The sequence below is a fragment of the Shewanella colwelliana ATCC 39565 genome (assembly GCF_000518705.1).
Lineage (GTDB): Bacteria > Pseudomonadota > Gammaproteobacteria > Enterobacterales > Shewanellaceae > Shewanella > Shewanella colwelliana.
Genome location: NZ_KI912480.1, coordinates 92,519 through 119,229, shown reverse-complemented (window position 1 = coordinate 119,229; position 26,711 = coordinate 92,519). Strand labels below are relative to the sequence as shown.

At 44.9% G+C, this 26,711-nt stretch carries 27 protein-coding genes; all 27 read left to right on the top strand.

Annotated features, from left to right (window positions below; genetic code table 11):
- Positions 1-216: 216 nt before the first annotated feature.
- The 27 genes from L876_RS0118865 (at position 217) to L876_RS0118735 (ending at position 26,670) form a co-directional block, all read left to right on the top strand.
- Positions 217-1,032, top strand: coding sequence for a flagellin N-terminal helical domain-containing protein (locus L876_RS0118865; protein ID WP_028765221.1), 816 nt, complete (start codon positions 217-219; stop codon positions 1,030-1,032).
- A gap of 107 nt (positions 1,033-1,139) precedes the next feature.
- Positions 1,140-1,538, top strand: a complete 399-nt coding sequence (locus L876_RS0118860) for a flagellar protein FlaG (protein WP_028765220.1) — start codon at positions 1,140-1,142, stop codon at positions 1,536-1,538.
- A 34-nt stretch (positions 1,539-1,572) separates the two neighbouring features.
- The gene (gene fliD, locus L876_RS0118855; protein WP_028765219.1) at positions 1,573-2,943 is read left to right on the top strand and encodes a flagellar filament capping protein FliD; all 1,371 of its coding nucleotides are present in this window, start codon (positions 1,573-1,575) and stop codon (positions 2,941-2,943) included.
- A 29-nt stretch (positions 2,944-2,972) separates the two neighbouring features.
- Positions 2,973-3,293: a hypothetical protein gene (locus tag L876_RS0118850; protein WP_028765218.1), complete on the top strand. Its 321-nt coding sequence runs from the start codon at positions 2,973-2,975 to the stop codon at positions 3,291-3,293.
- Between the two features lie 6 nt (positions 3,294-3,299).
- Positions 3,300-3,710, top strand: coding sequence for a flagellar export chaperone FliS (gene fliS, locus L876_RS0118845; protein ID WP_028765217.1), 411 nt, complete (start codon positions 3,300-3,302; stop codon positions 3,708-3,710).
- Positions 3,711-3,978: 268 nt separating this feature from the next.
- Positions 3,979-5,412 carry a sigma-54 dependent transcriptional regulator gene (locus tag L876_RS0118840; protein WP_028765216.1) on the top strand — a complete coding sequence of 478 codons (1,434 nt, stop codon included), beginning with the start codon at positions 3,979-3,981 and terminating at the stop codon, positions 5,410-5,412.
- 144 nt (positions 5,413-5,556) lie between these two features.
- Entirely contained in the window at positions 5,557-6,633 is a 1,077-nt protein-coding gene (locus L876_RS22110) for a sensor histidine kinase (protein WP_037429298.1), read from the top strand.
- Entirely contained in the window at positions 6,626-7,972 is a 1,347-nt protein-coding gene (locus L876_RS0118830) for a sigma-54-dependent transcriptional regulator (protein ID WP_028765215.1), read from the top strand. Before L876_RS22110 ends, L876_RS0118830 begins: the two co-directional genes overlap by 8 nt.
- A 192-nt stretch (positions 7,973-8,164) precedes the next feature.
- Positions 8,165-8,497, top strand: a complete 333-nt coding sequence (fliE, locus tag L876_RS0118825) for a flagellar hook-basal body complex protein FliE (protein ID WP_028765214.1) — start codon at positions 8,165-8,167, stop codon at positions 8,495-8,497.
- 71 nt (positions 8,498-8,568) lie between these two features.
- Positions 8,569-10,260: a flagellar basal-body MS-ring/collar protein FliF gene (gene fliF, locus L876_RS0118820; protein ID WP_028765213.1), complete on the top strand. Its 1,692-nt coding sequence runs from the start codon at positions 8,569-8,571 to the stop codon at positions 10,258-10,260.
- A complete protein-coding gene (gene fliG / locus L876_RS0118815) occupies positions 10,253-11,302 on the top strand; it encodes a flagellar motor switch protein FliG (RefSeq protein WP_028765212.1) in 1,050 nt (349 codons plus the stop codon). The genes fliF and fliG overlap by 8 nt, the downstream gene beginning before the upstream one ends.
- Positions 11,302-12,285 (top strand): flagellar assembly protein FliH, encoded by a 984-nt coding sequence (gene fliH, locus L876_RS22105; protein ID WP_037429295.1) that lies wholly within the window; start codon positions 11,302-11,304, stop codon positions 12,283-12,285. The genes fliG and fliH overlap by 1 nt, the downstream gene beginning before the upstream one ends.
- On the top strand, positions 12,254-13,594 hold the full coding sequence (gene fliI / locus L876_RS0118805) for a flagellar protein export ATPase FliI (RefSeq protein ID WP_028765211.1): 1,341 nt from the start codon (positions 12,254-12,256) through the stop codon (positions 13,592-13,594). Before fliH ends, fliI begins: the two co-directional genes overlap by 32 nt.
- A gap of 34 nt (positions 13,595-13,628) precedes the next feature.
- Entirely contained in the window at positions 13,629-14,075 is a 447-nt protein-coding gene (gene fliJ / locus L876_RS0118800) for a flagellar export protein FliJ (RefSeq protein ID WP_028765210.1), read from the top strand.
- A 169-nt stretch (positions 14,076-14,244) separates the two neighbouring features.
- Complete coding sequence (locus L876_RS22355) at positions 14,245-15,924, top strand: flagellar hook-length control protein FliK (protein ID WP_051413195.1); 1,680 nt, start codon at positions 14,245-14,247, stop codon at positions 15,922-15,924.
- Positions 15,925-16,012: 88 nt separating this feature from the next.
- The gene (gene fliL / locus L876_RS0118790; RefSeq protein ID WP_028765209.1) at positions 16,013-16,534 is read left to right on the top strand and encodes a flagellar basal body-associated protein FliL; all 522 of its coding nucleotides are present in this window, start codon (positions 16,013-16,015) and stop codon (positions 16,532-16,534) included.
- A 43-nt stretch (positions 16,535-16,577) separates the two neighbouring features.
- Complete coding sequence (fliM, locus tag L876_RS0118785) at positions 16,578-17,606, top strand: flagellar motor switch protein FliM (RefSeq protein WP_028765208.1); 1,029 nt, start codon at positions 16,578-16,580, stop codon at positions 17,604-17,606.
- 32 nt (positions 17,607-17,638) lie between these two features.
- Positions 17,639-18,022 carry a flagellar motor switch protein FliN gene (gene fliN, locus L876_RS0118780; RefSeq protein WP_028765207.1) on the top strand — a complete coding sequence of 128 codons (384 nt, stop codon included), beginning with the start codon at positions 17,639-17,641 and terminating at the stop codon, positions 18,020-18,022.
- 27 nt (positions 18,023-18,049) lie between these two features.
- On the top strand, positions 18,050-18,406 hold the full coding sequence (gene fliO / locus L876_RS0118775; protein ID WP_037429292.1) for a flagellar biosynthetic protein FliO: 357 nt from the start codon (positions 18,050-18,052) through the stop codon (positions 18,404-18,406).
- Positions 18,403-19,149, top strand: coding sequence for a flagellar type III secretion system pore protein FliP (gene fliP, locus L876_RS0118770; protein ID WP_028765205.1), 747 nt, complete (start codon positions 18,403-18,405; stop codon positions 19,147-19,149). Before fliO ends, fliP begins: the two co-directional genes overlap by 4 nt.
- An 8-nt stretch (positions 19,150-19,157) precedes the next feature.
- Positions 19,158-19,427 (top strand): flagellar biosynthetic protein FliQ, encoded by a 270-nt coding sequence (locus L876_RS0118765; protein WP_028765204.1) that lies wholly within the window; start codon positions 19,158-19,160, stop codon positions 19,425-19,427.
- 70 nt (positions 19,428-19,497) lie between these two features.
- Complete coding sequence (gene fliR, locus L876_RS0118760; RefSeq protein ID WP_028765203.1) at positions 19,498-20,295, top strand: flagellar biosynthetic protein FliR; 798 nt, start codon at positions 19,498-19,500, stop codon at positions 20,293-20,295.
- On the top strand, positions 20,295-21,428 hold the full coding sequence (gene flhB / locus L876_RS0118755; RefSeq protein ID WP_028765202.1) for a flagellar biosynthesis protein FlhB: 1,134 nt from the start codon (positions 20,295-20,297) through the stop codon (positions 21,426-21,428). Before fliR ends, flhB begins: the two co-directional genes overlap by 1 nt.
- A gap of 144 nt (positions 21,429-21,572) precedes the next feature.
- Positions 21,573-23,672, top strand: coding sequence for a flagellar biosynthesis protein FlhA (gene flhA, locus L876_RS0118750; RefSeq protein ID WP_028765201.1), 2,100 nt, complete (start codon positions 21,573-21,575; stop codon positions 23,670-23,672).
- A gap of 11 nt (positions 23,673-23,683) precedes the next feature.
- Positions 23,684-25,072, top strand: coding sequence for a flagellar biosynthesis GTPase FlhF (gene flhF / locus L876_RS0118745; RefSeq protein ID WP_028765200.1), 1,389 nt, complete (start codon positions 23,684-23,686; stop codon positions 25,070-25,072).
- Positions 25,073-25,076: 4 nt separating this feature from the next.
- Positions 25,077-25,958 carry a MinD/ParA family protein gene (locus L876_RS0118740; protein ID WP_028765199.1) on the top strand — a complete coding sequence of 294 codons (882 nt, stop codon included), beginning with the start codon at positions 25,077-25,079 and terminating at the stop codon, positions 25,956-25,958.
- Positions 25,951-26,670, top strand: a complete 720-nt coding sequence (locus L876_RS0118735) for an RNA polymerase sigma factor FliA (RefSeq protein ID WP_028765198.1) — start codon at positions 25,951-25,953, stop codon at positions 26,668-26,670. Before L876_RS0118740 ends, L876_RS0118735 begins: the two co-directional genes overlap by 8 nt.
- Positions 26,671-26,711 lie beyond the last annotated feature (41 nt).

Here is a 26,711-nt window from a genome sequence, read left to right as displayed (position 1 = left end):
CATTATTCCATTCAGAAGCCACTTTAAGCGATTTCGTAAAAAAACAGAAATTTTTACTATTGATTTTAAAGAGTTTTATTTTTTTTGCTGCTTTTTTAATAAAAGTTGCTAAAGATAAGAAATCCTCTGCCGTTAAATATACTGTAACCAATTAGCTCCGCCTGGCTTGAAGTAGACAGGCAAGTTTTTAAGTCAGGTATAAAGAGGAAATAAATCATGGCTATTACAGTAAATACTAACGTCACATCTATGAAAGCCCAAAAGAACTTGAACTCATCAAGTGGTGCCTTAGCAACCTCTATGGAGCGCCTATCGAGTGGTCTTCGCATTAACAGCGCGAAAGATGACGCCGCTGGTCTTGCTATTTCTAACCGTTTGAATTCTCAGGTTCGCGGTTTAGATGTGGGGATGCGCAACGCTAACGATGGTATTTCAGTTGCTCAAATCGCAGAGGGTGCGATGCAAGAGCAAACTAACATGCTGCAGCGTATGCGTGATTTGGCGGTACAATCTGTGAACGGTGCAAACTCTACCAGTGACCGGACTGCTCTGCAGGCAGAAATTACCCAGTTGGCGACAGAGATCACAGCGATTGCTGATACTACTGCATTTGGTGATACCAATCTGCTTGATGGTACCTTTACAGCTAAGGCATTCCAGGTTGGTCATCAGGGCGGTGAAAATATCTCAATTTCTATCACGGATACAGATGCGACCGTTCTGGCTGTGAATGCTCTGGCTGTAGATACTGATGCAAACTCTGCACTAGCTATTACAGCGATCGATGCTGCGATTGCTACAATTGATGGACAGCGCTCGACTTTGGGTGCAACTCAAAACCGTCTATCTCATAACATTAGTAACAGTGCTAACACTCAAGCTAACGTTGCCGACGCGAAGAGCCGTATTGTGGATGTTGATTTTGCAAAAGAAACCTCTGCGATGACTAAGAACCAAGTACTACAGCAAACAGGTTCAGCGATGTTAGCTCAGGCTAACCAGCTTCCTCAGGTAGCACTCTCATTACTATAAGTAGCAATGAGTTAGTCTAAGTATGGATACTAATGAGGGAGGTTCGGTGACGAATCTCCCTTTCGTGGTTTTAAGGATAAATAGAAATCAGAGTAGAGGTGAATGTGATGGATATCAACACAGTTAACGCATCTAATGCCACAACTGCTAAAATTGAAGTAGGCGCATCTGCGATAAAATTTCGTACTGAGCAGGGTTCGGAGCTTAATCCTAACGCTATCATTCAAGCGGTTGATGAAAGTCAAAAAGCTGAAGATGAAAAGGATGATAAGCCCCAGCAGAGTCCTGAAGAGATGCAAAAGTTAGTCGCTGAGCTTTCAGATATGATGTCAGTTATGCGTAAAGGACTCGCGTTTAAGATAGATGAAGATTCTGGCACAAATATTGTTAGTGTAATGGATGTTGATTCGGGTGATATTATCCGTCAAATTCCGAATGAAGAAGCACTAGAGTTAGCCCAGAAGCTATCTGAAGTCACTGGATTATTAATGAAAACGGAAGCGTAGTGCTTTCCATTGGTTGTATTGAAGAGAGGCTTTTATGGCATTAACAGCAACAGGTATTGGTTCTGGTCTAGATATTAGTAATATCGTAAAGGTATTAGTTGATGCTGAAAAGATACCAAAAGAGGCGATTTTCAATAGAACAGAACAATCAATTGATGCCAAAGTATCTGCTATGGGAACACTCAAGAGTGAGTTGGCCAAATTTCAGGATGCTCTTGAAAAGTTACAAAGTGGCGATGAACTAAATCAACGTACTGTATCGACAGGTGACAGCTCTTATCTGACAGCTGAAGCGAGCAAGAGTGCACAGGCTGGCAGTTATAATATTCAGGTTGAGCAGCTGGCTAAACAACATAAGGTTGCAGGTATTAATGTTGCCGACCCAGCTTTACCCGTTGGGGATGGCAGTTTACAGTTTAGCGTCAATGGTAGCGATTTTACCGTCGCCCTAGATGGTACTGAATCGCTGGAAGATATTGCCGGTAAAATAAATAATGCTTCCGATAATGTGGGTGTGACCGCCACAGTTATTACCAGTGATGCCGGTAGTCGTCTGGTTTTTACCTCCGATAAGTCAGGTTTAGACAATCAAATCACTGTCACTGCCACGGACACATCAGGTACCGGGTTAAATGACATGTTCAACGGCGCAAATTTGTCGACCTTGCAAAATGCTGATAATGCGATACTTCATATAGATGGTCAGCAAGTCACCTCCCAGAGTAATGAAGTAAAAAATGCCATTTTGGGTGTGTCTCTGAATCTCACTGATGCCGATTTGAGTAAAACCACAACGTTGAAAATTGAGCAGGATGATGCAGCGGTAAAAGAAAATGTTAAGGGGTTTGTCGAATCTTATAACGCCCTTATGGAGGCAATTGATAAAGTTTCTTCCTATGATTCAGAGAAGAAAACGGCCGCGGCATTACAAGGCGATTCAATGATCCGTTCGCTGGAATCTCAGTTAAGAGGTATAGTCAGTGAGCGTGTGTCAGTTGATGGCAATTCATCAGCTTTGTATGAACTTGGGATTGAAACTGATCGTTATGGCAAAATGTCAATAAATGATACCAAGCTTGATAGTGCTATTGCAGATAATATGGCTAGTATAGAGATGGTATTCTCGACTGCTGGCACTGGCTTGGCTAATCGGTTTGATGACATAATTAAAGGTTATGCCAAAACTGGTGGATTAATTGATGACCGAAAAAATGCTTATACGGCAGATAAGCAACGCCTTGATGATCAGCGTGATGCCTTTAAGTTGAAAATGGAACAACTCGAAGCCAGACTATTTAAGCAATTTAATGCAATGGACTTAATAGTTGGCCAATTGAACCAGCAATCCGCTGGGATTGTAAGTGGATTAAATTCACTACCTGGTGTGGTTCAGCAACAGAATTAGAAACATTTATTGATTAAAGGTGAGGCCAAATGTCGTCGTTAGACAGACTGAATCATGAAATTACTAAAGTTATTCAACATTTGCAGGAAGTGCCTGCGGAAGATATTGAGTCCGATGAGTTGGTATCAAACTTGCTTGATTTGGTGGCGCAGCGTCAACTTTTACTCGATGATGTGCTTAAGGAGCCAAAAGATGAAGATAAATCATTTTTAGAGGCGCAATTAGTGCTAACGAATCAGTTCACAAAAGAAGCTATTTCGTTGTTAAAGCACCGTCAAGAGCTCCTGCATTTAGGACGTAAAAGCCAGCGCCAACTTAATGTGTATAAGTCTATAGATTCGAACAGGTAGGTATTTATGAGAAAGTCACTTCAATCATATCGCAAAGTGTCAGTAGAAAGTGAAATCTCTGTGGCCTCGCCACATCGCATTATCCAAATGATGTTTGAGGGTGCGCTGCAACGCCTTGCTCAAAGCCGTTATGCCATTGAGCATAATGATATTCAAAATAAAGGCATTTATATCAGTAAAGCGATAGGTATTATTACAGGTTTAAACAATAGTTTAAATATGGATGCTGGGGGAGATATAGCTAATAATTTAAGTAACTTATATGATTTCATGTTGCTTAGGATAACGGAAGCTAATCTAAATAATGATGTTCAGGCAATTGATGATGTGTGTGAGATTATTCGCACGATTAAAGAGGGCTGGGACGCAATTCCTCAAGAGCAACACCATATAGCCTCTCATACAGAAGCGGTTTAACCAGTATATACTGTAATGACTTAACCGTTCAAAATATTGGCAAGCGTCAACTGTTTGACGTTTGCCGCTTGATACGTTGAGAATTTGTTCTAAAATCAGATGAGTTAGTCAGAAAATGAATCTGATACTTGCTAATATGTCGCTGATAATACACTATTCCTCTTGATAGTTATTTTATGGAAATGTATTAAAACAATTATCTCGCTTTCGAAGCAACTAACACTAATAATTAATGCGAATAACACTGAGCGCTTTACGGCCTTCTTAAATGATGCAAACAGATCAACGAATTCTACTTGTCGGTAATCAATCAGAGCGAATTAATCGCTTATCGTGTGTATTCGAGTTTCTCGGTGAACAAGTTGAACTGCTTGCCGTTGACAAGCTTGAAGCACGAATTTCTAATACCCGATTTAGAGCGCTAGTCATTGCTCAAGAATCGCAATCGAAAGAACTCCTACTATCTATTGCTGCAAAGCTGCCATGGCAGCCCATTTTACTGCTTGGTGAACTGGGCGAGGGCAATGCGTCTAATATTTTAGGTCATATTGAGGAACCACTCAATTATCCGCAATTGACCGAGTTATTGCACTTTTGCCAAGTATATGTTCAGGCAAAACGACCTGATGTACCTACCAGCGGTAACCAGACCAAACTGTTTAGAAGCCTTGTTGGCCGTAGTGATGGTATTGCTCAAGTCCGTCACCTTATCAACCAAGTTGCGACGTCAGATGCAACAGTTTTGGTATTGGGACAATCAGGAACGGGTAAAGAGGTTGTGGCAAGAAATATTCACTATATTTCAGAGCGCCGTGATGGACCTTTTATTCCGGTCAACTGTGGCGCAATTCCGGCTGAGCTGTTAGAAAGTGAACTCTTTGGTCATGAAAAAGGGTCGTTTACGGGAGCGATTAGTGCGCGTAAAGGACGTTTTGAACTCGCCGAAGGCGGTACGCTGTTTCTCGATGAGATCGGTGATATGCCTCTGCAGATGCAAGTTAAATTACTACGAGTATTGCAAGAGCGTGTCTTTGAGCGCGTTGGCGGTAGTAAAGCGATAAAAACCGACGTTCGTGTAATTGCAGCGACGCACCGAGAACTAGAAACCATGATCGCCGATGGTGAGTTTCGTGAAGATCTGTTTTATCGGTTGAATGTGTTCCCGGTTGAAATGCCTGCGCTATGCGAGCGAAAAGATGATATTCCACTGTTGCTTCAAGAACTGGTCAGTCGCGTTTATAACGAAGGACGTGGCAAGGTTCGTTTTACCCAGAGAGCGATAGAGTCTCTTAAAGAACACTCATGGTCTGGCAATGTGCGTGAACTCTCTAATTTAGTTGAACGGCTCACCATTCTTTATCCGGGTGGGTTGGTTGACGTTAATGATTTACCAATAAAATATCGCCATATTGATGTGCCTGAATATCAGGTACAAGTGAGTGAAGAGGAGCTTGAGCGAGACGCATTGGCTTCTATTTTTAGTGATGAAGTTCAAGTGGATATTCCTGAAAGCCGATTCCCGAGCGAATTGCCACCTGAAGGGGTTAATCTGAAGGATCTGCTTGCAGAACTTGAGATTGATATGATCAGGCAAGCGCTAGATCAACAAGATAACGTGGTTGCTAGAGCCGCTGAAATGTTGGGGATTCGCCGAACTACCTTGGTAGAGAAAATGCGCAAATATGGCATGAGTAAAGATTAACCGCGATATAATAGACTTTCTATGTGGCTCTATGGACAGAGCCTGTACCCACCAAATTAACTCATCTTACTGTTTTAAAATAGATAATTTTTGGCATTAAACCTGCATTGACTCCGTTAGCAGCAATTTATTGACGGAGTGTATATGTCCGCTAACCCCAAACTACATTTTCCTGATTTTTTGTCAGCTCAGCCTTTGGCAACCAACTCGGTCGCTAATGACGCGATGACGAGCAGAATGGAACACATTTTACAGGCAATGCCATCTGGCGTAGTGATCATCAATGGGGATGGTATTGTGACAGAAGCCAACCCAGTAGCCGTGCAACTGCTTGGCCAGCCATTGGCCGGTATGCGCTGGCTACAGATCATCAATCGTGCATTTTCTCCCCAGGATGATGATGGGCACGAAGTCTCTTTAAAGAATGGTCGCCGAGTTAAGTTGGCGATAACACCACTTACTCCAGAACCTGGACAGCTGATTGTGTTAACCGATCTGACAGAAACACGGTTATTGCAAAAGAATTTGTCACACCTACAACGTCTATCTGCACTGGGGAAAATGGTGGCAAGTCTAGCTCATCAAGTTCGAACACCATTAACCGCTGCGCTGTTATACGCTTCTAATCTTGGCAGCCCCAGGCTCTCTGGTGATGCACGCCAGCGCTTTCAAGGTAAACTCGTCGATCGGCTAAATGAGCTGTCAAGCCAAGTCGATGAGATGCTTTTGATGGCTAAAGGACGACAGCAAGCTTTGTGTGATGTCGTTACTATGACTGATGTCATCAATACAGTGCAGGCCAATTGCGACCCCATTGCTTTGCAAAAAAAATGTCAGTTAACAATACAAAATAGTTCAACATTACCTTTTAAAGCTAACAGCGCAGCCTTGAGTTCAGCCATTAATAATCTGGTGATTAACAGTATGGAAGCAGGGGCTACTCAGGTATGGATATGTGCTAAAGATGATAGTCACCAAATATGTTTTGAAGTGATTGATAACGGTAAAGGGTTAGACAAGGCGATGCAGGAGCAGGTACTTGAACCGTTTTTTACCACCAAAGCACAAGGAACGGGCCTTGGACTTGCCGTGGTGCAAACGGTTGTCGCTAATCATCATGGCAAGTTACAGCTAAATTGTATTAAAGATAGAGGTTGCCGCGCATCATTTACATTGCCTGCGCTGGACGACGAAAACGTGATGGAGGTGTCCCATGTCTGAAGCAAAGCTACTGTTGGTTGAAGATGATGCAGCGCTGCGTGAGGCGTTGGTTGATACCTTGCTATTAGCCCAATATGAGTGTGTTGACGTTAACTCTGCTGAAGCCGCGATTATCGCACTTAAAGAGTATCAATTTGATATGGTGATCAGTGATGTGCAGATGGAGGGAATTGGTGGGCTCGGGCTTGTCAATTATCTACAGCAACATCATAGCCAACTGCCGATATTATTGATGACGGCATTTGCAACAATAGATAATGCAGTAAGCGCCATTAAACTGGGCGCGGTTGATTATTTAGCCAAGCCGTTTGCACCTGAAGTATTATTAAATCAGGTTTCACGTTATCTAAAACCCAAGTTGGTTCAGAACCAACCTATTGTCGCCGATGATAAGAGTTTGGCTTTATTGGGTCTTGCACAAAAGGTTGCAGCATCAGATGCATCAGTAATGATCCTAGGGCCAAGTGGTTCAGGTAAAGAGGTGTTAGCGCGTTATATTCATCAAAACAGCAGTCGAATTGATGGCCCATTTGTTGCAATTAACTGTGCTGCTATTCCTGAAAACATGCTTGAAGCGACGCTTTTTGGTTACGAAAAAGGTGCATTTACTGGGGCTTACCAAGCTTGCCCTGGAAAATTTGAACAGGCGCAAGGCGGGACATTATTACTCGATGAAATATCTGAAATGGATTTAGGTTTGCAAGCCAAGCTGTTGCGGGTACTTCAAGAGCGAGAAGTTGAAAGGTTAGGTGGTCGAAAAACCATTAAGTTAGATGTGCGGGTGCTTGCGACATCCAATCGAGACTTGAAGGCGATCGTGTCGCAAGGAGAGTTTAGAGAAGATCTCTATTACCGAATTAACGTATTCCCGCTCACTTGGCCAGCACTTTATCAACGACCTGCAGATATTCTGCCGCTAGCACGTCACCTTGTTCAGCGTCACGCTGAGACGTCAGGGATGGCATCATCACCATTAATTGATGAGTCAGCCTGCCGACGTCTGTTGACTCATCGCTGGCCAGGTAATGTACGTGAATTGGATAATGTGATTCAACGCGCACTCATTTTGCAAACGGGCGAGTCGATTACTGCCAGCGATATTATTATCGATGCGCAGGATGTGATTTTAGATAAGGATCTATTGACCGAGGCTCAACCTCCAGAGATGGATGGGTTGGGTGATGAACTTAAAGCCCAAGAGCATGTGATTATTCTTGAAACCTTGTCCCAATGTAATGGCAGTCGAAAGTTGGTCGCTGAGAAATTGGGGATCAGTGCGCGAACACTTAGGTACAAAATGGCTCGTATGCGTGACATTGGCATACAGATCCCTGCTTAGGGGCGATGAACACCAGATATGGTGCTCACCTCAAAATTAGGGCGAATGGTTAATACCGTTCGCCGCTCTTTTTTACCTATCTAGACATCCCCAAAGTATTCCTCTCATTGATACAGTCAATTTGGCAAACATTTTGCATTACCCTATTTAACGAGTGAATTTCGTCAAATATTCGGCGACAGAGAGGTTAGTATGCAGATTGGTGCCAACTCATTATTACAAGAGATGCAAACGCTTAGCGGCGAAATAAAGCCTAATGGACTCACATCTGGCATAACGCAGCAGGTCGCCAATACCAGTGGTAGTGATTTCGGCCAGTTGCTTTCCCAAGCCGTTGGCAGTGTCAATTCACTGCAAGCAAACTCTTCGTCTATGCAAACCAGACTCGATATGGGTGATACGCGAGTGACCCTGTCTGATACGGTCATTGCGCGTGAAAAAGCCAGTGTAGCATTTGAAGCGACAGTGCAGGTGCGTAACAAGCTGGTTGAAGCTTATAAAGAGATTATGAGTATGCCTGTTTAAGGCATGCCATTTTCAATGATTTTTAATGACACCATGATCAAGAAAAGCAGGTATCTATTGTGAGCACAGATATGGTAGTTGGAACAAATTCCACTGCAGGTGATATGTTAGCCGGTGGGGTTCAAGAGGAGCATAAGCCAAGAGGCAGTGCCTTTGGCGGTGTCGATATGCTACGCCAAGTGACTATGATATTGGCCTTAGCTATCTGTTTAGCCTTAGCGGTGTTCGTCATGTTGTGGGCACAAGAACCAGAGTATCGCCCATTAGGCAAGATGGATACGCAAGAGATGGTGCAAGTGCTCGACGTACTTGATAAAAACAAAGTGAAGTATCAAATTGAAGTTGATGTGCTCAAAGTACCCGAAGATCAATACCAACAAGTGAAAATGATGTTGAGTCGCGCTGGTATTGATAACAGTGCCGCTAAAAATGACTTCCTTACACAAGATAGTGGCTTTGGTGTGAGTCAACGTATGGAGTCGGCGAGACTCAAACATAGCCAAGAGCAAAACTTGGCTCGTACCATAGAAGAGCTTAATAGTGTTAGTCGCGCTAAAGTGATTCTCGCCATTCCTAAAGAAAATGTGTTTGCTAGAAATCGTTCTAAGCCTAGTGCAACTGTGGTTATCAATACTCGCCGTGGTGGGCTGGGACAAGAAGAGGTCGACTCCATTGTCGATATCGTTGCATCGGCAGTTCATGGTTTAGAACCCACACGTGTGACGGTCACAGACTCAAATGGTCGTTTATTAAATTCTGGCAGTCAGGATGGAGTGTCGGCTAGAGCAAGACGTGAATTAGAACTCGTTCAGCAAAAAGAAGCTGAGTATCGCAGCAAGATTGACTCAATTTTAATGCCAATTCTTGGACCGGAGAACTTTACAGCTCAGGTTGATGTCAATATGGACTTCACCGCTGTTGAGCAAACTGCTAAGCGCTATAACCCCGATCTTCCAGCGGTGCGCAGTGAAATGACAGTTGAAAATAGTTCTACGGGTTCATCGACTGGTGGTATTCCTGGAGCACTGAGCAATCAACCGCCAATGGAAGCCAACATCCCGCAAAATGCTACTGAAAACCAAGAAGCCAATACGAATCCAGGTTCCAGTCATAAAGAGGCGACTCGTAACTATGAACTGGATACTACAATTAGTCATACGCGCCAACAAATTGGTGTGGTCAGACGCGTGAGTGTCTCAGTGGCCGTTGATTTTAAAACGGGCGCCGCAGGTGAAGACGGTCAAGTATCACGTGTGGCGAGAACCGAACAAGAGATGGCAAATATCCGCCGTTTATTAGAGGGGGCAGTTGGATTTAACACCCAACGTGGTGACATGATTGAAGTGGTCACTGTGCCATTTATGGACCAACTTATCGAGGAAGCGCCAGCCCCAGAACTTTGGGAACAGCCATGGTTCTGGCGAGCGATTAAGTTAGTCATGGGTGGTATTATCATCTTAGCGCTGATTATTTTTGTGGTGAGACCAATGCTTAAACGCTTGATTTACCCTGATGCGCATAATATGCCAGATGAGCCATCACTGGGTGATGAGCTAGCCGAGATTGAAGATCAGTATGCTGCCGATACACTTGGGATGCTTAATCGACCCGATGCAGAGTATAGTTATGCCGATGATGGTTCAATTTTGATCCCCGATCTGCATAAAGACGATGATATGATCAAAGCTATTCGTGCGTTAGTGGCTAATGAGCCTGAACTTTCCACGCAAGTCGTTAAAGGTTGGTTACAAGACAATGAGTGATGAAAAGAGTGTAGTCGCTACCGGCGCATCGGGTGAATTTAATGTCGATGACCTAACGGGTATCGAGAAAACCGCGATTTTATTGTTGAGCTTGAGTGAAGCGGATGCTGCGTCAATTTTAAAGCATCTAGAACCCAAGCAAGTGCAAAAGGTGGGTATGTCGATGGCCGCCATGAAGGACTTTGGTCAAAACAAAGTGATTGGTGTGCATAAGCTGTTTCTTGAAGAGGTCCAAAAGTACTCATCTATTGGTTTTAATAGTGAAGAGTTTGTCAGAAAGGCATTAACTGCCGCCTTAGGTGAAGATAAGGCGGGTAATCTGATTGAACAGATCATTATGGGCGGTGGGGCTAAGGGTCTAGAATCGTTGAAATGGATGGATGCAAGACAAGTTGCGACCATCATTCAAAACGAGCACCCTCAGATCCAAACCATTGTTTTGTCCTACTTGGAGCCAGATCAAGCTGCAGAAATTTTTGCACAGGCGCCAGAAAATACCCGTCTCGATTTAATGATGCGTATTGCAAATCTAGAAGAGGTTCAGCCAGCTGCACTGCAAGAGCTTAATGACATCATGGAAAAACAGTTTGCCGGTCAAGGCGGTGCGCAAGCCGCTAAGATGGGTGGTCTGAAGGCGGCAGCTAACATTATGAACTACCTCGATACCGGGGTAGAAAGTCAGCTAATGGAAACTATGCGCGAATCTGATGAAGAGATGGCACAGCAGATCCAAGATCTGATGTTTGTATTTGAAAACCTCTCTGATGTGGACGATATGGGCATACAAACCTTACTACGCGAAGTACAACAAGACGTACTGATGAAGGCGTTGAAAGGGGCTGACGATCTGCTTAAAGATAAGATTCTACGTAACATGTCTAAACGTGCGGCAGAACTACTTAAAGATGATTTAGAGGCAATGGGTCCAATTCGCATCAGCGAAGTTGAAGTGGCTCAAAAAGAGATCTTGTCTATTGCTAGACGCCTTAGTGATGCGGGTGAAATCATCCTTGGCGGCGGTGGCGGAGAAGAGTTCTTATAATGACAAATCCAGACGATCAAGCTGATAAAACTGCGGCGCATGAGGAGAGTCAAACAGGCTTTAGCCATTGGCAGTTGCCCGATGTTACGCCTGTGGTCGATACGTCGGCAGAAAACATGTTTGGTCGTAAGGCGGCTCAACGCGAACCAGTGGAAGTTGAGCAACGTATTTTACCGCCGACGTTGGCTGAAATAGAAGAGATTAGAGCCGAGGCGGAAACCGAAGGTTTTTCCCAAGGACAACAGCAAGGTTATCAAGAGGGATTAGAGAAGGGGCGTTTAGCTGGTCTTGAGCAAGGGCATCAAGAGGGCTTTAGCCAAGGCCATGAACAAGGCTTGCAAGAGGGATTAGCACAAGCCGCCGAAAAAATCGCTCAATTTGATACATTGCTAGCGCAGTTCAGTGCGCCGCTGTCGCTGCTGGATACTGAGATTGAGCAATCGTTGGTGAAATTAAGTATGTCATTGGCAAGGTGCGTCATAGGTCATGAACTGAACACTCATCCTGAACATATTCTCACTGCACTGCGTCAAGGCATTGATGCGTTACCGCTTAAAGAGCAGGGTATCAATGTGCGCTTACATCCAGAGGATTTGGCATTAGTTCATCAACTCTACGGCAAAGAACAACTTGGGAAAAATCGTTGGCAACTCGAAAGTGATCCGTCATTACGTCAAGGTGAGTGTGTCGTCAGCAATGTTCGCAGCCGTGTAGACATGGGGTTAGAACACCGCATTGCAGCCGTGTTTGAGGGATTAGTGCAGAGCGATAATCGGCTGGAGCAGCAAAAAGTGCAACAGCAACAGGCGATAGAGCAACAGTTGACTGCGGATAAGTCCACTACAGCGCCGATAGACGAGATGGCAGGAGGCGATGAGTCTGCATCGGTCAACCCTACAACAGCCAGTCCCGTCGCCGATAACCCCCAAACTGACTTGAGTGAACAATCCCATGACGACCCGTCAACACCAACTGCTCAATAAACTTAATCTACATGAGCAGCAAGTTAACGCTTTCTTGCCAGATGCCAGCGGTCAGCTGGTACGAGTGGTAGGGTTAACCCTCGAAGCCACCGGTTGTCGAGCACCTGTTGGAAGTCTATGCAGTATAGAAACCATGGCGGGCGACCTCATTGCTGAAGTCGTCGGCTTTGACGATGAATTACTCTATTTGATGCCGATTGAAGAACTTAGAGGTGTAATGCCTGGCGCAAGAGTCACGCCGCTTGGAGAGCAAACAGGCCTTAATGTTGGTCTGGCATTACTCGGTCGAGTCTTAGACGGTAATGGCGTGCCGCTTGATGGATTAGGTGATTTGCATACCGACCAGAAAGCATCCCGTCATGCACCTATGATTAACCCGCTGGCTAGAAGGGCCATCACAGAACCGCTAGACGTAGGTGTGCGCTCTATTAACGCCATGCTAACGGTTGGTAAAGGTCAGCGTATGGGCCTTTTTGCCGGATCGGGCGTGGGTAAAAGTGTGCTATTAGGTATGATGACTCGTGGCACAACCGCAGATGTGATTGTGGTTGGGTTGGTGGGCGAACGTGGTCGCGAGGTGAAAGAATTTATCGAAGAGATCCTCGGCGATGAAGGCCGAGCGCGCTCGGTTGTGGTTGCCGCGCCGGCTGACACATCGCCGCTTATGCGCTTACGAGCCTGTGAAACCTCAACTCGTATTGCCGAATACTTTCGGGACCTGGGTTACAATGTTTTACTATTGATGGACAGCCTAACTCGTTATGCTCAGGCGCAGCGTGAAATAGCCCTCGCGGTGGGCGAACCACCTGCAACCAAAGGCTATCCGCCTTCAGTTTTTGCGAAATTACCCAAACTCGTTGAACGCGCCGGAAATGGCGGTGTTGGTCAAGGGTCGATTACCGCTTTTTATACGGTGTTAACCGAAGGGGATGACTTGCAAGATCCTATTGCGGATGCAGCACGCGCGATTTTAGATGGTCATATCGTGCTATCAAGGACACTCGCTGATTCTGGGCACTATCCTGCTATTGACGTCGAGGCATCAATCAGTCGTGTAGCACCTATGGTTATTAGTGAGGCCCACCTTGAAGCAACACGCAGAGTGAAGCAGATGTACTCTGTTTTCCAGCAAAATCGCGATCTAATCTCTATCGGAGCATATACCCAAGGCAGTGATCCACGTATCGACAATGCCATTAGATTGCAGCCTGCAATGAACGCATTTTTACGTCAAACGATGAAAGAAGCGATCTCATTCGATAGTAGCGCTTTGATGCTTGGGCAGTTAAGTGCGCAATGCCAAGTCTGATGACACACACTATTTTAGATAAGAAGTGGATGTAATGGCTAAACATGATCCCTTAGATACGGTATTAAAACTGGCTTTAGAGGCAGAAGAAAAAGCGGCATTGCAACTGAAGTCGGTTCAAATCACGCTTAAAAAGTGCTTGGATCAACAGCAGGCGTTGCAAAACTATCGCCTTGACTATATGAAGCAGATGGAGCAACAACAAGGTAGCGTGATCTCGGCCAGCAACTATCATCAGTTTCATCAATTTATTCGGCAGATTGATGACGCAATCTCTCAACAGGTCATTGCTGTGTCACAAGCTGAAGTGCAAAAAAGTCATAGTCAGCAAAATTGGCAAGCTAAGCAGCAGAAACGTAAAGCCGTTGAGCTACTGCTAGAGCACAAAGCGGATCAAAGAGCGTTGCTAGCGCGAAAGCAAGAGCAGAAAATGACTGATGAATTTGCGTCTCAGCAGTTTTTTAGGCAGTCACGTCGTTAGTCTGTGCCTGCAACTCACTCAGCACTCCCCATAAAAAACATAACTACCATACACTTGGCATTTTTTTTGCTTTAACTTGTAATATTAGTTAGGACTCATAGCAGTTAATTGACGCTTGCTGCCAGAATTGAAGTTGAGGCTCGTCGTCTCAATCGGGGTTGGAGGAAATATGCCACAAATGACCAATGTACTATTAGCCAATGTGGACGTTACTGGTGATAAAGTATCACGAGTGTCTGCTAGCTCGGCGGCTAAAGGCACTGAAAATAGTGAGTTTTCTATCGCCTTGGAACAAGCATCGGTGAATACGAAACAAGAGGCAGCATCCTCAGATAATGCTGAGCCAATGCCTGCTACCCATACCTCCTCTGACACTGAAGTTGAGCCCAAAGAGGCTAAAAATAGCGATGAGGTGTCTCATGTATTGGCGCAAATTAACCTGGCGACACAATTAGCTGAGGAAGAGACGCTTGCCGTTGACGGCGCAAATTTGCCGCTTCCAATGGGGGAGATGTCTAATATCGCTAATTTGCAAGATGTTGATAACACCGCGGAAGCGACTTCAGTGGTAGAAGTCATTAGTGATAAAGTGAATACAGAGCTTAATTCCAGCTTGATTAGTGATAGCGATGACAATGCGGTGCTTGCTCCAGCCGTATCAGATAGTGATGACAATGCGGTGCTTGCTCCAGCCGTATCAGATAGTGATGACAATGTGGCGCTTGGGGAGCAAGAGATTGAGTTGCAACTTAACCAACTGACATCATCGCAAATTGACAGCTTAGTCACCCAAAGTGGCTTATCTGAGCAGCAATTGTCTGCGCTACCGCCACAAGCACTCAATGAGATACTTATTGCGATAGAAAGCGATGACCCTTTAAAGCTGCAACAAGCTGTCACGGAAGCTAAGGGAATTCTCGGTCTATTAGCAACTGCAGACCTTAACGGTGCAGAGACAACTATTGCCAATTCGGGTAAGCATGGTGCAGAAGCCGCCCCTGTAACGGTGAACCCAAATATCAAAGTTGATGTGAATGCAATGGTGAATAGCGAGAATAAACCGACCATGACGGAGGGGAAATCATCAGTATTACCATCGTCAGAGTCGCTTTCTGAACGTGGTAATATTTTAGGTGAAGCTAAACAAAAAGACACTGAAAGCCAGTATATTAAGGTAGCAAAAACTGAGGTGAACCAAGGGAATGTGCCAACGATGGATCTTAAGCAGGCTAAACTTGAAGTCACAATGCAAAAGATCCTTGTTTCCCAGCCAGCTGGACAAGAGTTCGCCGATACCTCCAGTAGTGAATCAAAGTTAGCCTCAGCAACGTTATCGCCAATACCAACACCAACATCTATGGCAAGGGGCGAGGCTTTGCCTCAATATCAGGTGTCAATCAAACCGACCGGTGAACCTGCGCAACAGATGCAAGAGATGATTGCTAAGTTTTCTCCCGTCATGCGTCAACAATTAGTCGCGATGGTAAGCCAAGGTGTTCAGCATGCGGAAATTCGACTCGATCCCCCTGAGCTTGGACAGATGATGGTGCGAATTCAAGTACAAGGCGACCAAACACAAGTTCAGTTTCATGTGATGCAGAATCAAACGAAAGATATTGTTGAACAAGCGCTACCTCGTTTGCGAGAGATGTTAGCAGAACAAGGAATGCAGTTAACTGACAGTAATGTTTCTCATGGTGGTGGAGGGCAAGGGCAAGGCGATACTGATTCTAGCGACAGCCAAGGTGATCGCTTGCAGTCTGAAATGGATGAATTATCAGCAGAAGAGAGTCTCCTTGTCTCAAATAGCTCAACAAGTTACCGCTCAGGTATAGATTATTATGCATAAGCAGGTAACCTATAGGGTTAGATGATTGTTCAATTCTATGGGAAGCGCCAAATATCAAAAAGGTATAGTCGCGCGATAGGGATTAAAGATGGCTGAAGAAGAAACACTAGAACTAGAAGAGAACGCCGAGCCTAAAAGTAAAAAGAAGCTGATTATATTTGGCGCAGTTGGTGTCGTGGTTTTATTGATCGTCGCTGGCGTGTTGTGGTTTGTTATGGGATCGAGTGAGTCCACTGCTACCACTGAAGATGGTGAAACACCGACAGAACAAACAGAAGAGGTTAATTCTGGTGAAGCCTTTTATGTAGGCATGCCAAGGCCGTTTCTGTTTAATCTTCCAGGGCAAAATCGCTCCAGATTGGTGGAGATTAAGGTACAGTTGATGGTTCGCGGTCCTGATGATGACGTTCTGATAAAGAAACATATTCCGCTGATTGAGGATGCGCTATTGACTACATTCAGTAGTGCCGACGTTCAAAAACTAAGCTCTCTTGCCGGTAAAGATGAGCTTCGTCAACTGGCACTGCTAAATGTTCAGAATACACTGCAGCCGGTAACAGGTAGAAAAGTCGTTGAAAAAGTGTTGTTTACAGGGTTTGTCATGCAATAAGCATGGTAGATTTTTGAGGTTAAATAATGAATAGGGCGATATTGTGAGTGATCTATTAAGCCAAGACGAAATTGATGCGTTACTGCATGGTGTCGATGACGTTGAAGAGGATGATATAGGTGATGCTGGCTTAGATGCTCGCTCCTATGATTTCTCATCTCAAGATCGTATCGTCCGTGGGCGTATGCCGACGCTTGAAATTGTGAACGAGCGATTTGCACGCCATTTGCGTATCAGTATGTTTAATATGATGCGTCGTGCTGCTGAAGTGTCAATTAACGGCGTGCAGATGCTAAAGTTTGGTGAGTATGTTCACACGTTGTTTGTCCCGACCAGTTTAAACATGGTGAGGTTTAGCCCGTTAAAAGGGACTGCATTGATCACCATGGAAGCTCGTTTGGTGTTTATTCTAGTTGATAACTTTTTTGGTGGAGATGGACGTTTTCACGCCAAAATTGAGGGTCGTGAGTTTACCCCGACAGAGCGCCGGATCGTGCAATTATTGCTGAAGATCATTTTTGAAGATTACAAAGATGCATGGGCGCCGGTGATGGATGTTGAGTTTGATTATCTGGATTCAGAAGTCAACCCTGCTATGGCAAACATCGTTAGCCCAACAGAAGTCGTGGTGGTGAGTTCGTTTCATATCGAGGTCGATGGCGGTGGTGGTGATTTCCATATCACTATGCCTTATTCGATGATTGAGCCAATTCGTGAACTGCTGGATGCTGGTGTACAAAGTGATACGCAAGACACCGATATGCGTTGGTCGCAAGCATTAAAAGATGAAATTATGGATGTGCAAGTAGGTATTGATGCAACCATAGTGGAGAAAGAGATCTCTTTAAAACAGGTGATGAATTTTAAAGCTGGCGATATTATTCCGGTCGAGATGCCTGAGCATATTGTTATGCGTGTCGAAGATCTGCCTACATACCGTTGTAAGCTGGGCCGGTCGAGAGAGAACTTGGCGCTGAATATCAGAGAGAAGATCCCAAGACCCGAGACCGTAAAATCTGAATTGCAGCTAGTAACCAAGAAAGGTAAGGCTCGCGAAATAACCAATATTTAGATTTCGATTAATTGAGTGTAAAGGTATAAGTGATGAGCACAGAAGATACTGGTGATGATTGGGCTGCAGCAATGGCTGAGCAAGCAATAGAAGAAGCGCAAGTTGCCGAGTTAGATGAGCTTGCAGATAGCTCGAAGCCGTTAACTGAAGAGGAAGCGGCTAAGCTTGATACAATTATGGATATCCCGGTAACCATCTCTATGGAAGTGGGACGTAGTTTTATTAATATTCGTAATTTATTGCAGCTTAACCAAGGCTCGGTGGTTGAACTTGACAGAGTGGCCGGCGAACCTTTGGATGTGATGGTCAATGGCACCTTGATTGCCCATGGCGAAGTGGTTGTTGTTAATGATAAGTTTGGTATTCGCCTTACTGACGTTATCAGCCAAACTGAGCGTATTAAAAAGCTTAAATGAGGTAGTTCAGTGACAATATCATCGCTAATGGTAACGGCTGTAGCCAGTACAACGACTCAGGTCACCGAGCGTGAACCTGCGTTAACGACGATGGCGAATATGTTAGGCGGCCTGATTATTGTTCTGGCGGTGATATTCTTGTTAGCTTACCTTGTTAGGCGTCTCAAGCTTGTTCCAAGTAACCAAGGTGTGTTGAAAACGCTGGCGGTCACGCCGTTAGGACAGCGGGAAAAAATGGTACTAGTTGAGGTGGATGGACAGCAATACTTACTGGGCGTGACATCGGCTCAAGTTACGCTGATTGATAAACTCGACACTCCAATCACAATCGCGCAAGACTCCTTTGCGAGTCGATTGCGTCAAGCGAAGTCATCACAATCATGAAATGGATTATTCTGCTAGTCACCCTAGTTTCAATGCTTTTGCCTGAAGTTGCTTGGGCGCAGGACGGTATTTTGCCCGCAGTGACCGTAACGACCGGTCCAGATGGTTCGACCCAGTACTCAGTCACCATGCAGATCCTATTGCTGATGACAGCACTGAGTTTTTTGCCTGCCATGGTCATCATGTTGACCTCCTTTACGCGGATCATCGTGGTACTGTCAATTTTGCGTCAAGCCATTGGTTTACAACAGACGCCATCAAACCAAGTGTTGATTGGTATGAGTTTGTTTATGACCTTTTTTATTATGGCGCCAGTGTTCGATAGAATTTATGCCGACGCTGTAAAACCCTATATTGATGAATCACTCACCATTGAGCAGGCATTTGATACTGGCAAAGGCCCACTTAAAGAGTTTATGTTGGCACAAACTCGAATCACGGATCTGCAGACTTTTATCGAAATTTCCGGTTACCAGAATATTCAATCACCAGAAGCTGCGCCGATGAGTGTGCTGATCCCTGCGTTTATTACCAGCGAGCTCAAGACCGCATTTCAAATTGGTTTTATGTTGTTCGTTCCCTTTTTGGTGTTGGATTTAGTGGTGGCGAGTATTTTGATGGCCATGGGTATGATGATGCTGTCACCTATGATTGTGTCATTACCTTTTAAAATTATGCTGTTTGTCCTCGTTGACGGCTGGAGCCTCGTGATGGGGACCTTGGCCAATAGTTTCGGGATTTAGGGGGCGCTATGTCACCAGAAGCTCTCATTGATATTTTTCGAGAAGCGCTCTCTGTGATCGTCACCATTGTGTCGATGATTATTGTCCCAGGGTTGGTAATTGGTCTGGTGGTAGCGGTTTTTCAGGCGGCTACCTCTATTAACGAACAGACGCTAAGTTTTCTGCCTCGCTTATTAACCACTCTATTTGCCTTAATGTTTCTAGGCCATCTTTTGGTGCAAATCATGATGGAGTTTTTCCTGGAAATGGTAAATATGATCCCACAAGTTATAGGTTAATGATGATGAGGCTATTTAACTTAGATAAAATAGCCTGTTATCTGACCAAATTTAAAATGAGGAAGTAGATATGGAGGTGTTGTTATCGACGATAATGCAGACCTTATCTGCTTATATGTGGCCGCTTTATCGCGTTTCCGCCATGTTGATGGTGATGGCCGTGTTTGGTGCAAATACCACACCTGTGCGCGTGCGCTTACTGCTTTCAGTGGCAATCACTTTTGCTATCGCCCCTGTTTTGCCCGTTAATACTGACGTGGAACTGTTTTCGCTTGGCGCCGTATTTGTTTCATTACAACAAATTCTTATCGGCGTTGCCATGGGGTTTGTCACCTTACTTATCATGCAAACCTTTGTATTAACAGGACAGATTATTGGTATGCAGACCAGTTTGGGGTTCGCATCGATGGTCGATCCCAGCTCCGGCCAACAAACGCCTGTGATTGGTAACTTCTTTTTGCTATTAACAACCATGATATTTCTTGCCGTCGATGGTCATCTAGTGCTGATCCGCATGCTGGTTGCCAGTTTTGATACTATACCTGTTTCGATGCAAGGGATCTCTATTCAAAGCTATCGTAAGTTAGCTGAGTGGGGCGCTTATATGTTTGGTGCCGCACTCACTATGTCTATCTCGGCGATTGTCGCGCTACTGCTGATCAACCTCTCTTTTGGTGTGATGACCCGCGCTTCACCTCAGCTAAATATTTTCGCTATCGGTTTTCCGGTCACCATGGTGAGTGGTCTGATCATTTTATGGTTAACCCTTACGCCTATTATGGCCCACTTTGATGAAGTGTGGACGTCGGCACAGTTGTTGTTGTGTGATGTGCTCTACTTGCAATGTAACACCGATGGGAGCTTCTAGTGGCTGAGAATGATTCAAGTCAAGAGAAAACCGAAGAGGCCACACCCAGGCGAAAGGAACAGGCGAGAGAGAAAGGCCAAGTTGCTCGGTCAAAGGAGTTAGGAACATCAGCGGTATTAATGTCTGCGGCTGTTGGCTTTGCCATGGTTGGGCCCAGCTTAGGCCGTGCACTGCAGACTTTAATGGGAAATCTATTCGATATGGATAGAGCCGAAATATACGATACGAACACCATGTTCAATGTGTGGCAGGTGGTGTTTAGTGAGTTGGCAATCCCTTTAGCGGGCTTGATACTGTTTTTAGCTTTTGTGGCGTTTTTAGGCAATATTGTCATTGGGGGCATCACCTTCTCAGTTAAAGCCTTTATGCCAAAAGGCAGTAAGATGAATCCTATTAGTGGATTTAAGCGCATGTTTGGTGTGCAAGCACTGGTAGAGTTGACTAAGGGGATCGCCAAGTTCTCTGTTGTTGCGTTGATGGCGTATTTCCTGCTGAGCTACTATTTTTTTGATATTTTGACTCTCTCTCAAGGGCATTTACCGAGTAACGTCTATAACGCGTTGGATCTTTTGGTATGGATGTTTATCGTGCTCTGCTCATCTACCGTGATTATTGTGGTGATCGATGTGCCGTTTCAGATTTGGAACCATAATAAACAGCTGCGGATGACCAAGCAGGAGATAAAAGATGAGTACAAAGACACCGAAGGACAGCCAGAAGTAAAAGGACGTGTTAGGCAGATGCAGCGTGAAATGGCGCAGCGACGTATGATGGCTGAAGTGCCCAATGCCGATGTTATTGTGGTTAATCCTGAACACTATGCGGTGGCGGTAAAGTATGATGTGATGAAGGCATCAGCTCCTTATGTATTGGCTAAAGGGGTCGATGATGTTGCCTTCAAAATACGAGAAATTGCTCGCGAACATGATGTTGCTATTGTGTCTGCGCCGCCGTTAGCCCGGGCGATTTACCATACAACCAAAGTGGATCAAGAGATCCCTGAAGGGCTCTTTACGGCGGTAGCTCAAGTGCTCGCCTATGTGTTTCAGTTACGTCAATATCAAGAGAAAGGCGGAAAAAGACCCACCCCTATTCCAATCAATCAACCCATTCCCGATGAGCTAAAACATTAAAAGCTGAACGTCACAGCTCTTGTTATCATGCCAATCGTATGCTCAAGGATGTCGATGTTTTAGTCACTTAAAAGTCACTGAGTCTAGGTTGGCGTAGTTCTTGCTGATACCTGTATTAGATGTCAAAGTTCAGGCGCTATATTGATGGATTTTAAAGCAACCTTAGGTCAAATAAAGCAAGTTAGGCCCGCAAATTTTAAAGGGGTAGGGACTCCTGTACTCGTTTTGGCGGCCCTCGCCATGATTGTACTGCCGATACCGGCCTTTTTACTCGACATTTTATTCTCATTTAATATTGCGCTAGCCTTGGTTGTGTTATTGGTCGCTATCTACACCAATAGGCCGCTCGATTTTGCTGCATTTCCTACCGTACTCTTAGTTGCAACCCTATTAAGGTTGGCGTTGAACGTTGCCTCCACACGTATTGTATTGCTTGAAGGCCATAATGGGGGAGATGCCGCTGGTAAGGTAATTGAAGCCTTTGGTTCTGTTGTCATAGGTGGTAACTATGCGGTCGGTTTAGTGGTGTTCCTTATCTTAATTATCATCAACTTTGCCGTGGTCACCAAAGGTGCTGGACGTATTTCAGAAGTTAGTGCCCGCTTTACTCTCGATGCAATGCCTGGCAAGCAGATGGCGATTGATGCCGATTTAAATGCCGGCGTTCTAAATCAAGATCAAGCTCGTATTAGACGCGCAGAAGTGACTAAAGAGGCAGACTTTTACGGTGCGATGGATGGTGCCTCTAAGTTTGTTAAAGGTGATGCGATAGCTGGCATCATGATTTTGGTTATCAACATTTTAGGCGGTTTTGTTATTGGTATGGCACAGCACGGCTTAGACTTCTCCTCCGCCGTAGAAATCTATACCCTACTGACGATTGGTGATGGTTTGGTTGCGCAGATCCCCGGTCTATTGCTCTCTATTGCCGCAGCGCTAATGGTGACCAGACAGAACGAATCGGGTGATATGGGCCAGATGGTAATGAGTCAGATGTTTGATAGCCCTAAGTCGTTGGCTATTGCATCTGGTGTGCTGCTTATTATGGGTATCGTTCCTGGTATGCCGCATTTAGCTTTTCTCTCATTTGGTTTTATCACCGCTGGTGGCGCGTACTTTATTCACCGTAAAAAAGAGATGGATCGCCAACAAGCGCTTGAGCTTGCCAAAACATCTCCTGCTACGCCAGGTGACGCGAAACCTAAAGAGCTTAGTTGGGATGATGTTCAACATGTTGATACCATTGGCTTGGAGGTTGGCTATCGCTTAATCCCGTTAGTGGATAAAGGCCAAGGTGGTGAGCTATTAGGCAGGATTAAAGGTGTGCGTAAGAAGCTCTCGCAGGAGCTAGGTTTCTTAGTTCCTGCAGTGCACATTCGCGATAATTTGGATTTGTCACCGAATACTTATCGTATTTCTTTGATGGGGGTGGCATCCGGCGAGGCGGAAATACGTCACGATTGCGAGCTGGCGATTAACCCGGGCCAGGTATACGGTAAGCTGGATGGTGTGGAAACCACCGACCCTGCATTTGGCCTAGAAGCGGTATGGATTGCGCCAGAGCTGCGTGAACATGCGCAGACACTGGGCTATACGGTTGTCGACGCCGCAACGGTGGTGGCTACCCACTTGAGTCAATTGTTAACCAATAACGCCTCTAAATTGCTCGGTTACGAAGAGGTGCAGCAGCTTATGGATATGCTGGCTAAGCATTCACCTAAGCTTGTGGGGGGCTTTATTCCCGATGTTATGCCGCTCGGAACTGTGGTAAAAGTGATGCAGAACCTGCTGAATGAAGGGGTGTCGATTCGTGATCTTAAGACGATTGTTCAAACCTTGCTTGAGTACGGGCCTAAGAGTAATGATACCGAAGTGCTTACTGCTGCTGTGCGTATTGCACTAAAACGTATGATCGTGCAGGAAATTAGTGGTCCAGAACTCGAAATTCCCGTCATTACTTTGGCGCCAGAGTTGGAACAGATGTTGCATCAGTCAATGCAGGCGACAGGCGGAGAAGGTCCTAATATAGAGCCAAGTCTAGCTGAACGTATGCAGCAATCGTTACTCGATGCATCGCAGCGCCAAGAGATGGTCGGTCAGCCAGCCATCTTATTAACATCAGGTATGTTGCGGTCGACCTTGTCTCGATTTGTTAAACATACGATTCCAAATTTACGGGTGATCTCTTATCAAGAGGTGCCAGATGAAAAGCAAATACGCATCGTATCAGCGGTTGGTCAGTAGAGGGTATTTAGGTGAAAATTAAACGTTTTTTAGCAAAAGATATGCGCTCTGCTCTGGCTCAAGTTAAAGAGACTTTAGGCTCTGATGCGGTGATCATGTCTAATAAAAAAGTGACCGGTGGCATTGAGATCGTTGCGGCGGTGGATTATGACGAGCCTAAATCTAAAGGCGAGCCCGTTTCACCAGTGTCTCAACCCTCTTTTCTAAACCTTGCCGAAGAGAAGGTCTCTATTGGACGCCAACCGATAAAGACTGAATCAAAAAGAAATCCTGCACCCGTTGCAGACTCTTTACAGGCACTATTGGAACGTCAACAGGGCCGTGTTGATCAACAGATGAGTCAGACGAACGATGACCTAGACATGCCTGAATGGGCTAAAGGGTTACAGGCATCTAAAAGTGAGCCGGTAAAGCCTCGCTTGGATGAGACCAGAACTGCGCAGATGCCAAAGCGTGACAAGAGCCGTGAACAGAGTGCTGAAATCGAATTAATGCGTGAAGAGCTCGCCTCGCTACGCAATTTGTTAACTCATCAAGTGACTTCCTTGATTACCGAGCAGAAAACCAGAGTCGATCCCGTTGGTGCCATGTTAGAGAGTCGCTTGCTCGATGCGGAGTTTTCTCCCGAAGTTGCAGCTAAGCTTTCTAGTCTCAGTGAACATTATCCGCCGGCAGAATTGGTTAAGACACTGCCAAGAAGTTTAGCGAATATGCTCGATAATCAAGGCGATGATATCGTTCGTCAAGGTGGCGTGGTAGCATTTGTTGGGCCAACTGGTGTTGGTAAAACTACAAGTGTTGCAAAATTAGCCGCGAGATTTGCTGCTCATCATGGTTCAGATCAAGTTGCATTGATAACAACCGATCATTATCGCATTGGAGCCTTTGAGCAATTGGCAACCTATGGCAAAATAATGGGATGTCCGGTTAAGCAAGCTCATGATCTGAATGAGTTGGAACAAATACTTTATCAGTTTCGTAATCGCAAGCTAGTATTGATAGATACGGCTGGAATGGGACAGCGAGATGTGCGATTGTTTCAGCAACTAGATAATTTAACTGCAAATAGCAGATTACCTATACGCAGTTATCTGGTACTGTCATCAACAAGCCAGAGAAGAGTGCTAGAAGATGCAGTGAAACAGTTCACCAGAATACCTTTGTCTGGTGCAATTTTGACCAAACTAGATGAGTCAGTTGCATTAGCACCAGCATTAAGCGTATTGATCCAAAGTGGGTTACCATTAAGTTATGTTACTGATGGTCAAAGAGTTCCAGAAGATATGCAAGTGGCCGATACGTTAGCGTTGGCAAACAAAGCCCTTTCGGTACTAGAAAAGAAAGAGCAACCAATACAAAACACTGAAAGGTCGTATGAACAGGCCTATGCATTTGAGTAAAATAATGAGTCGGGATCAAGCAAGCGGTTTACGTATGATGAATCAACCATATAACGAAAAAGTAAAAGTAATTGCCGTATCAGGTGGTAAAGGTGGCGTTGGTAAAACTAGCGTATCAATCAATACCGCGGTCTCGTTGGCGGAAAAGGGCAAGCGTGTGCTTGTGCTCGACGCTGACCTTGGCTTAGCTAATGTCGATGTGATGTTAGGCTTAAGGGCTGAACGTAATCTTTCTCATGTACTTTCTGGTGATGCAGACCTTGACGATATTATTGTCAGAGGCCCAAAAGGTATCGGGATTATACCTGCTACATCAGGTACGCAAGCCATGGTAGAGCTGACACAAGCACAGCATGCTGGACTGATTCGTGCTTTTAGTGAGATGCGCACACAGTTTGATATATTGATTGTCGACACGGCTGCAGGTATCTCTGATATGGTGCTGAGCTTTTCTCGTGCGTCACAAGATGTGTTGATCGTTGTGTGCGATGAACCGACATCGATCACCGATGCGTATGCGTTGATCAAGATCCTAAGTCGCGAGCATGGGGTGTTCCGTTTCAAAATTGTTGCAAATATGGTGAGAAGTCTACGCGAAGGTATGGAATTGTTTGCTAAACTAAGCAAAGTAACCGATCGTTTTCTCGATGTCGCACTTGAACTCGTTGCAACGATTCCATTTGATGAAAACCTCAGAAAATCAGTTCGTAAACAAAAATTGATAGTAGAAGCGTTCCCTAAATCGCCAGCATCAATTGCATATCATGGATTGGCCAATAAAATTATTAGTTGGCCAGTACCGCAACAACCTGGTGGGCATTTAGAGTTCTTTGTAGAAAGGTTGGTCCAACGTCCAGAGTACCAAGAGGATCGTGCGAGTGAGTAAAGCCTCAGCGTATACTTGTTTAGATAATAAAGCTTCTATCGTTGAACAGTATGCACCGTTGGTTAAAAGGATTGCTCATCATTTGTTAGCGCGGTTGCCCGCTTCTGTTCAATTGGATGACCTGTTACAGGCTGGCATGATGGGATTGTTAGAAGCCTCATCAAAATTTGACGGCAGTAAAGGTGCAAAGTTTGAAACGTTTGCAGGCATACGTATTCGAGGCTCAATGCTCGATGAAATACGCCGCGGAGACTGGGTTCCACGCTCTGTACATCGCAATCAACGTCGTGTCGCACAAGTGATAGATGAGCTAGAACAGGAGTTAGGTCGTGATGCAAAAGACAATGAAATTGCAGACCGACTTGATATGACACTGGATGAGTACCATCATATTCTTAATGATGTATCGGTTGGAAAAGTAGTTGGGATTGAAGATCTTGGGGTTTCGGTCGATGTAATAAGACATGATGAAGAATCCCAAGATGATGCATTCGAGGCGCTTGCTGAAACTCAGTTTCATGAAGCCTTGGTAGAAGCCATCAAACTTTTACCAGAAAGAGATGGTTTAGTTTTGTCGTTATATTATGACGAAGCATTAAATTTAAAAGAGATTGGTGCAGTACTTGATGTTAGCGAGTCTCGAGTTAGCCAGATACATAGTCAGGCAATGCTCAGGCTAAAGGCTAAACTTAAGCATTGGACCAAAATATAACGATTACATGAGCAAAATAAAAACAGCTCCGCGGAGGAAAC

Coding starts and splice junctions, on each gene's coding strand:
- L876_RS0118865 (WP_028765221.1), top strand. CDS start 217: ATGGCTATTACAGTAAATACTAACGTCACATCTATGAAAGCCCAAAAG.
- L876_RS0118860 (WP_028765220.1), top strand. CDS start 1,140: ATGGATATCAACACAGTTAACGCATCTAATGCCACAACTGCTAAAATT.
- fliD (WP_028765219.1), top strand. CDS start 1,573: ATGGCATTAACAGCAACAGGTATTGGTTCTGGTCTAGATATTAGTAAT.
- L876_RS0118850 (WP_028765218.1), top strand. CDS start 2,973: ATGTCGTCGTTAGACAGACTGAATCATGAAATTACTAAAGTTATTCAA.
- fliS (WP_028765217.1), top strand. CDS start 3,300: ATGAGAAAGTCACTTCAATCATATCGCAAAGTGTCAGTAGAAAGTGAA.
- L876_RS0118840 (WP_028765216.1), top strand. CDS start 3,979: ATGATGCAAACAGATCAACGAATTCTACTTGTCGGTAATCAATCAGAG.
- L876_RS22110 (WP_037429298.1), top strand. CDS start 5,557: ATGTCCGCTAACCCCAAACTACATTTTCCTGATTTTTTGTCAGCTCAG.
- L876_RS0118830 (WP_028765215.1), top strand. CDS start 6,626: ATGTCTGAAGCAAAGCTACTGTTGGTTGAAGATGATGCAGCGCTGCGT.
- fliE (WP_028765214.1), top strand. CDS start 8,165: ATGCAGATTGGTGCCAACTCATTATTACAAGAGATGCAAACGCTTAGC.
- fliF (WP_028765213.1), top strand. CDS start 8,569: ATGGTAGTTGGAACAAATTCCACTGCAGGTGATATGTTAGCCGGTGGG.
- fliG (WP_028765212.1), top strand. CDS start 10,253: ATGAGTGATGAAAAGAGTGTAGTCGCTACCGGCGCATCGGGTGAATTT.
- fliH (WP_037429295.1), top strand. CDS start 11,302: ATGACAAATCCAGACGATCAAGCTGATAAAACTGCGGCGCATGAGGAG.
- fliI (WP_028765211.1), top strand. CDS start 12,254: ATGACGACCCGTCAACACCAACTGCTCAATAAACTTAATCTACATGAG.
- fliJ (WP_028765210.1), top strand. CDS start 13,629: ATGGCTAAACATGATCCCTTAGATACGGTATTAAAACTGGCTTTAGAG.
- L876_RS22355 (WP_051413195.1), top strand. CDS start 14,245: ATGCCACAAATGACCAATGTACTATTAGCCAATGTGGACGTTACTGGT.
- fliL (WP_028765209.1), top strand. CDS start 16,013: ATGGCTGAAGAAGAAACACTAGAACTAGAAGAGAACGCCGAGCCTAAA.
- fliN (WP_028765207.1), top strand. CDS start 17,639: ATGAGCACAGAAGATACTGGTGATGATTGGGCTGCAGCAATGGCTGAG.
- fliO (WP_037429292.1), top strand. CDS start 18,050: ATGGTAACGGCTGTAGCCAGTACAACGACTCAGGTCACCGAGCGTGAA.
- fliP (WP_028765205.1), top strand. CDS start 18,403: ATGAAATGGATTATTCTGCTAGTCACCCTAGTTTCAATGCTTTTGCCT.
- L876_RS0118765 (WP_028765204.1), top strand. CDS start 19,158: ATGTCACCAGAAGCTCTCATTGATATTTTTCGAGAAGCGCTCTCTGTG.
- fliR (WP_028765203.1), top strand. CDS start 19,498: ATGGAGGTGTTGTTATCGACGATAATGCAGACCTTATCTGCTTATATG.
- flhA (WP_028765201.1), top strand. CDS start 21,573: ATGGATTTTAAAGCAACCTTAGGTCAAATAAAGCAAGTTAGGCCCGCA.
- L876_RS0118740 (WP_028765199.1), top strand. CDS start 25,077: ATGAGTCGGGATCAAGCAAGCGGTTTACGTATGATGAATCAACCATAT.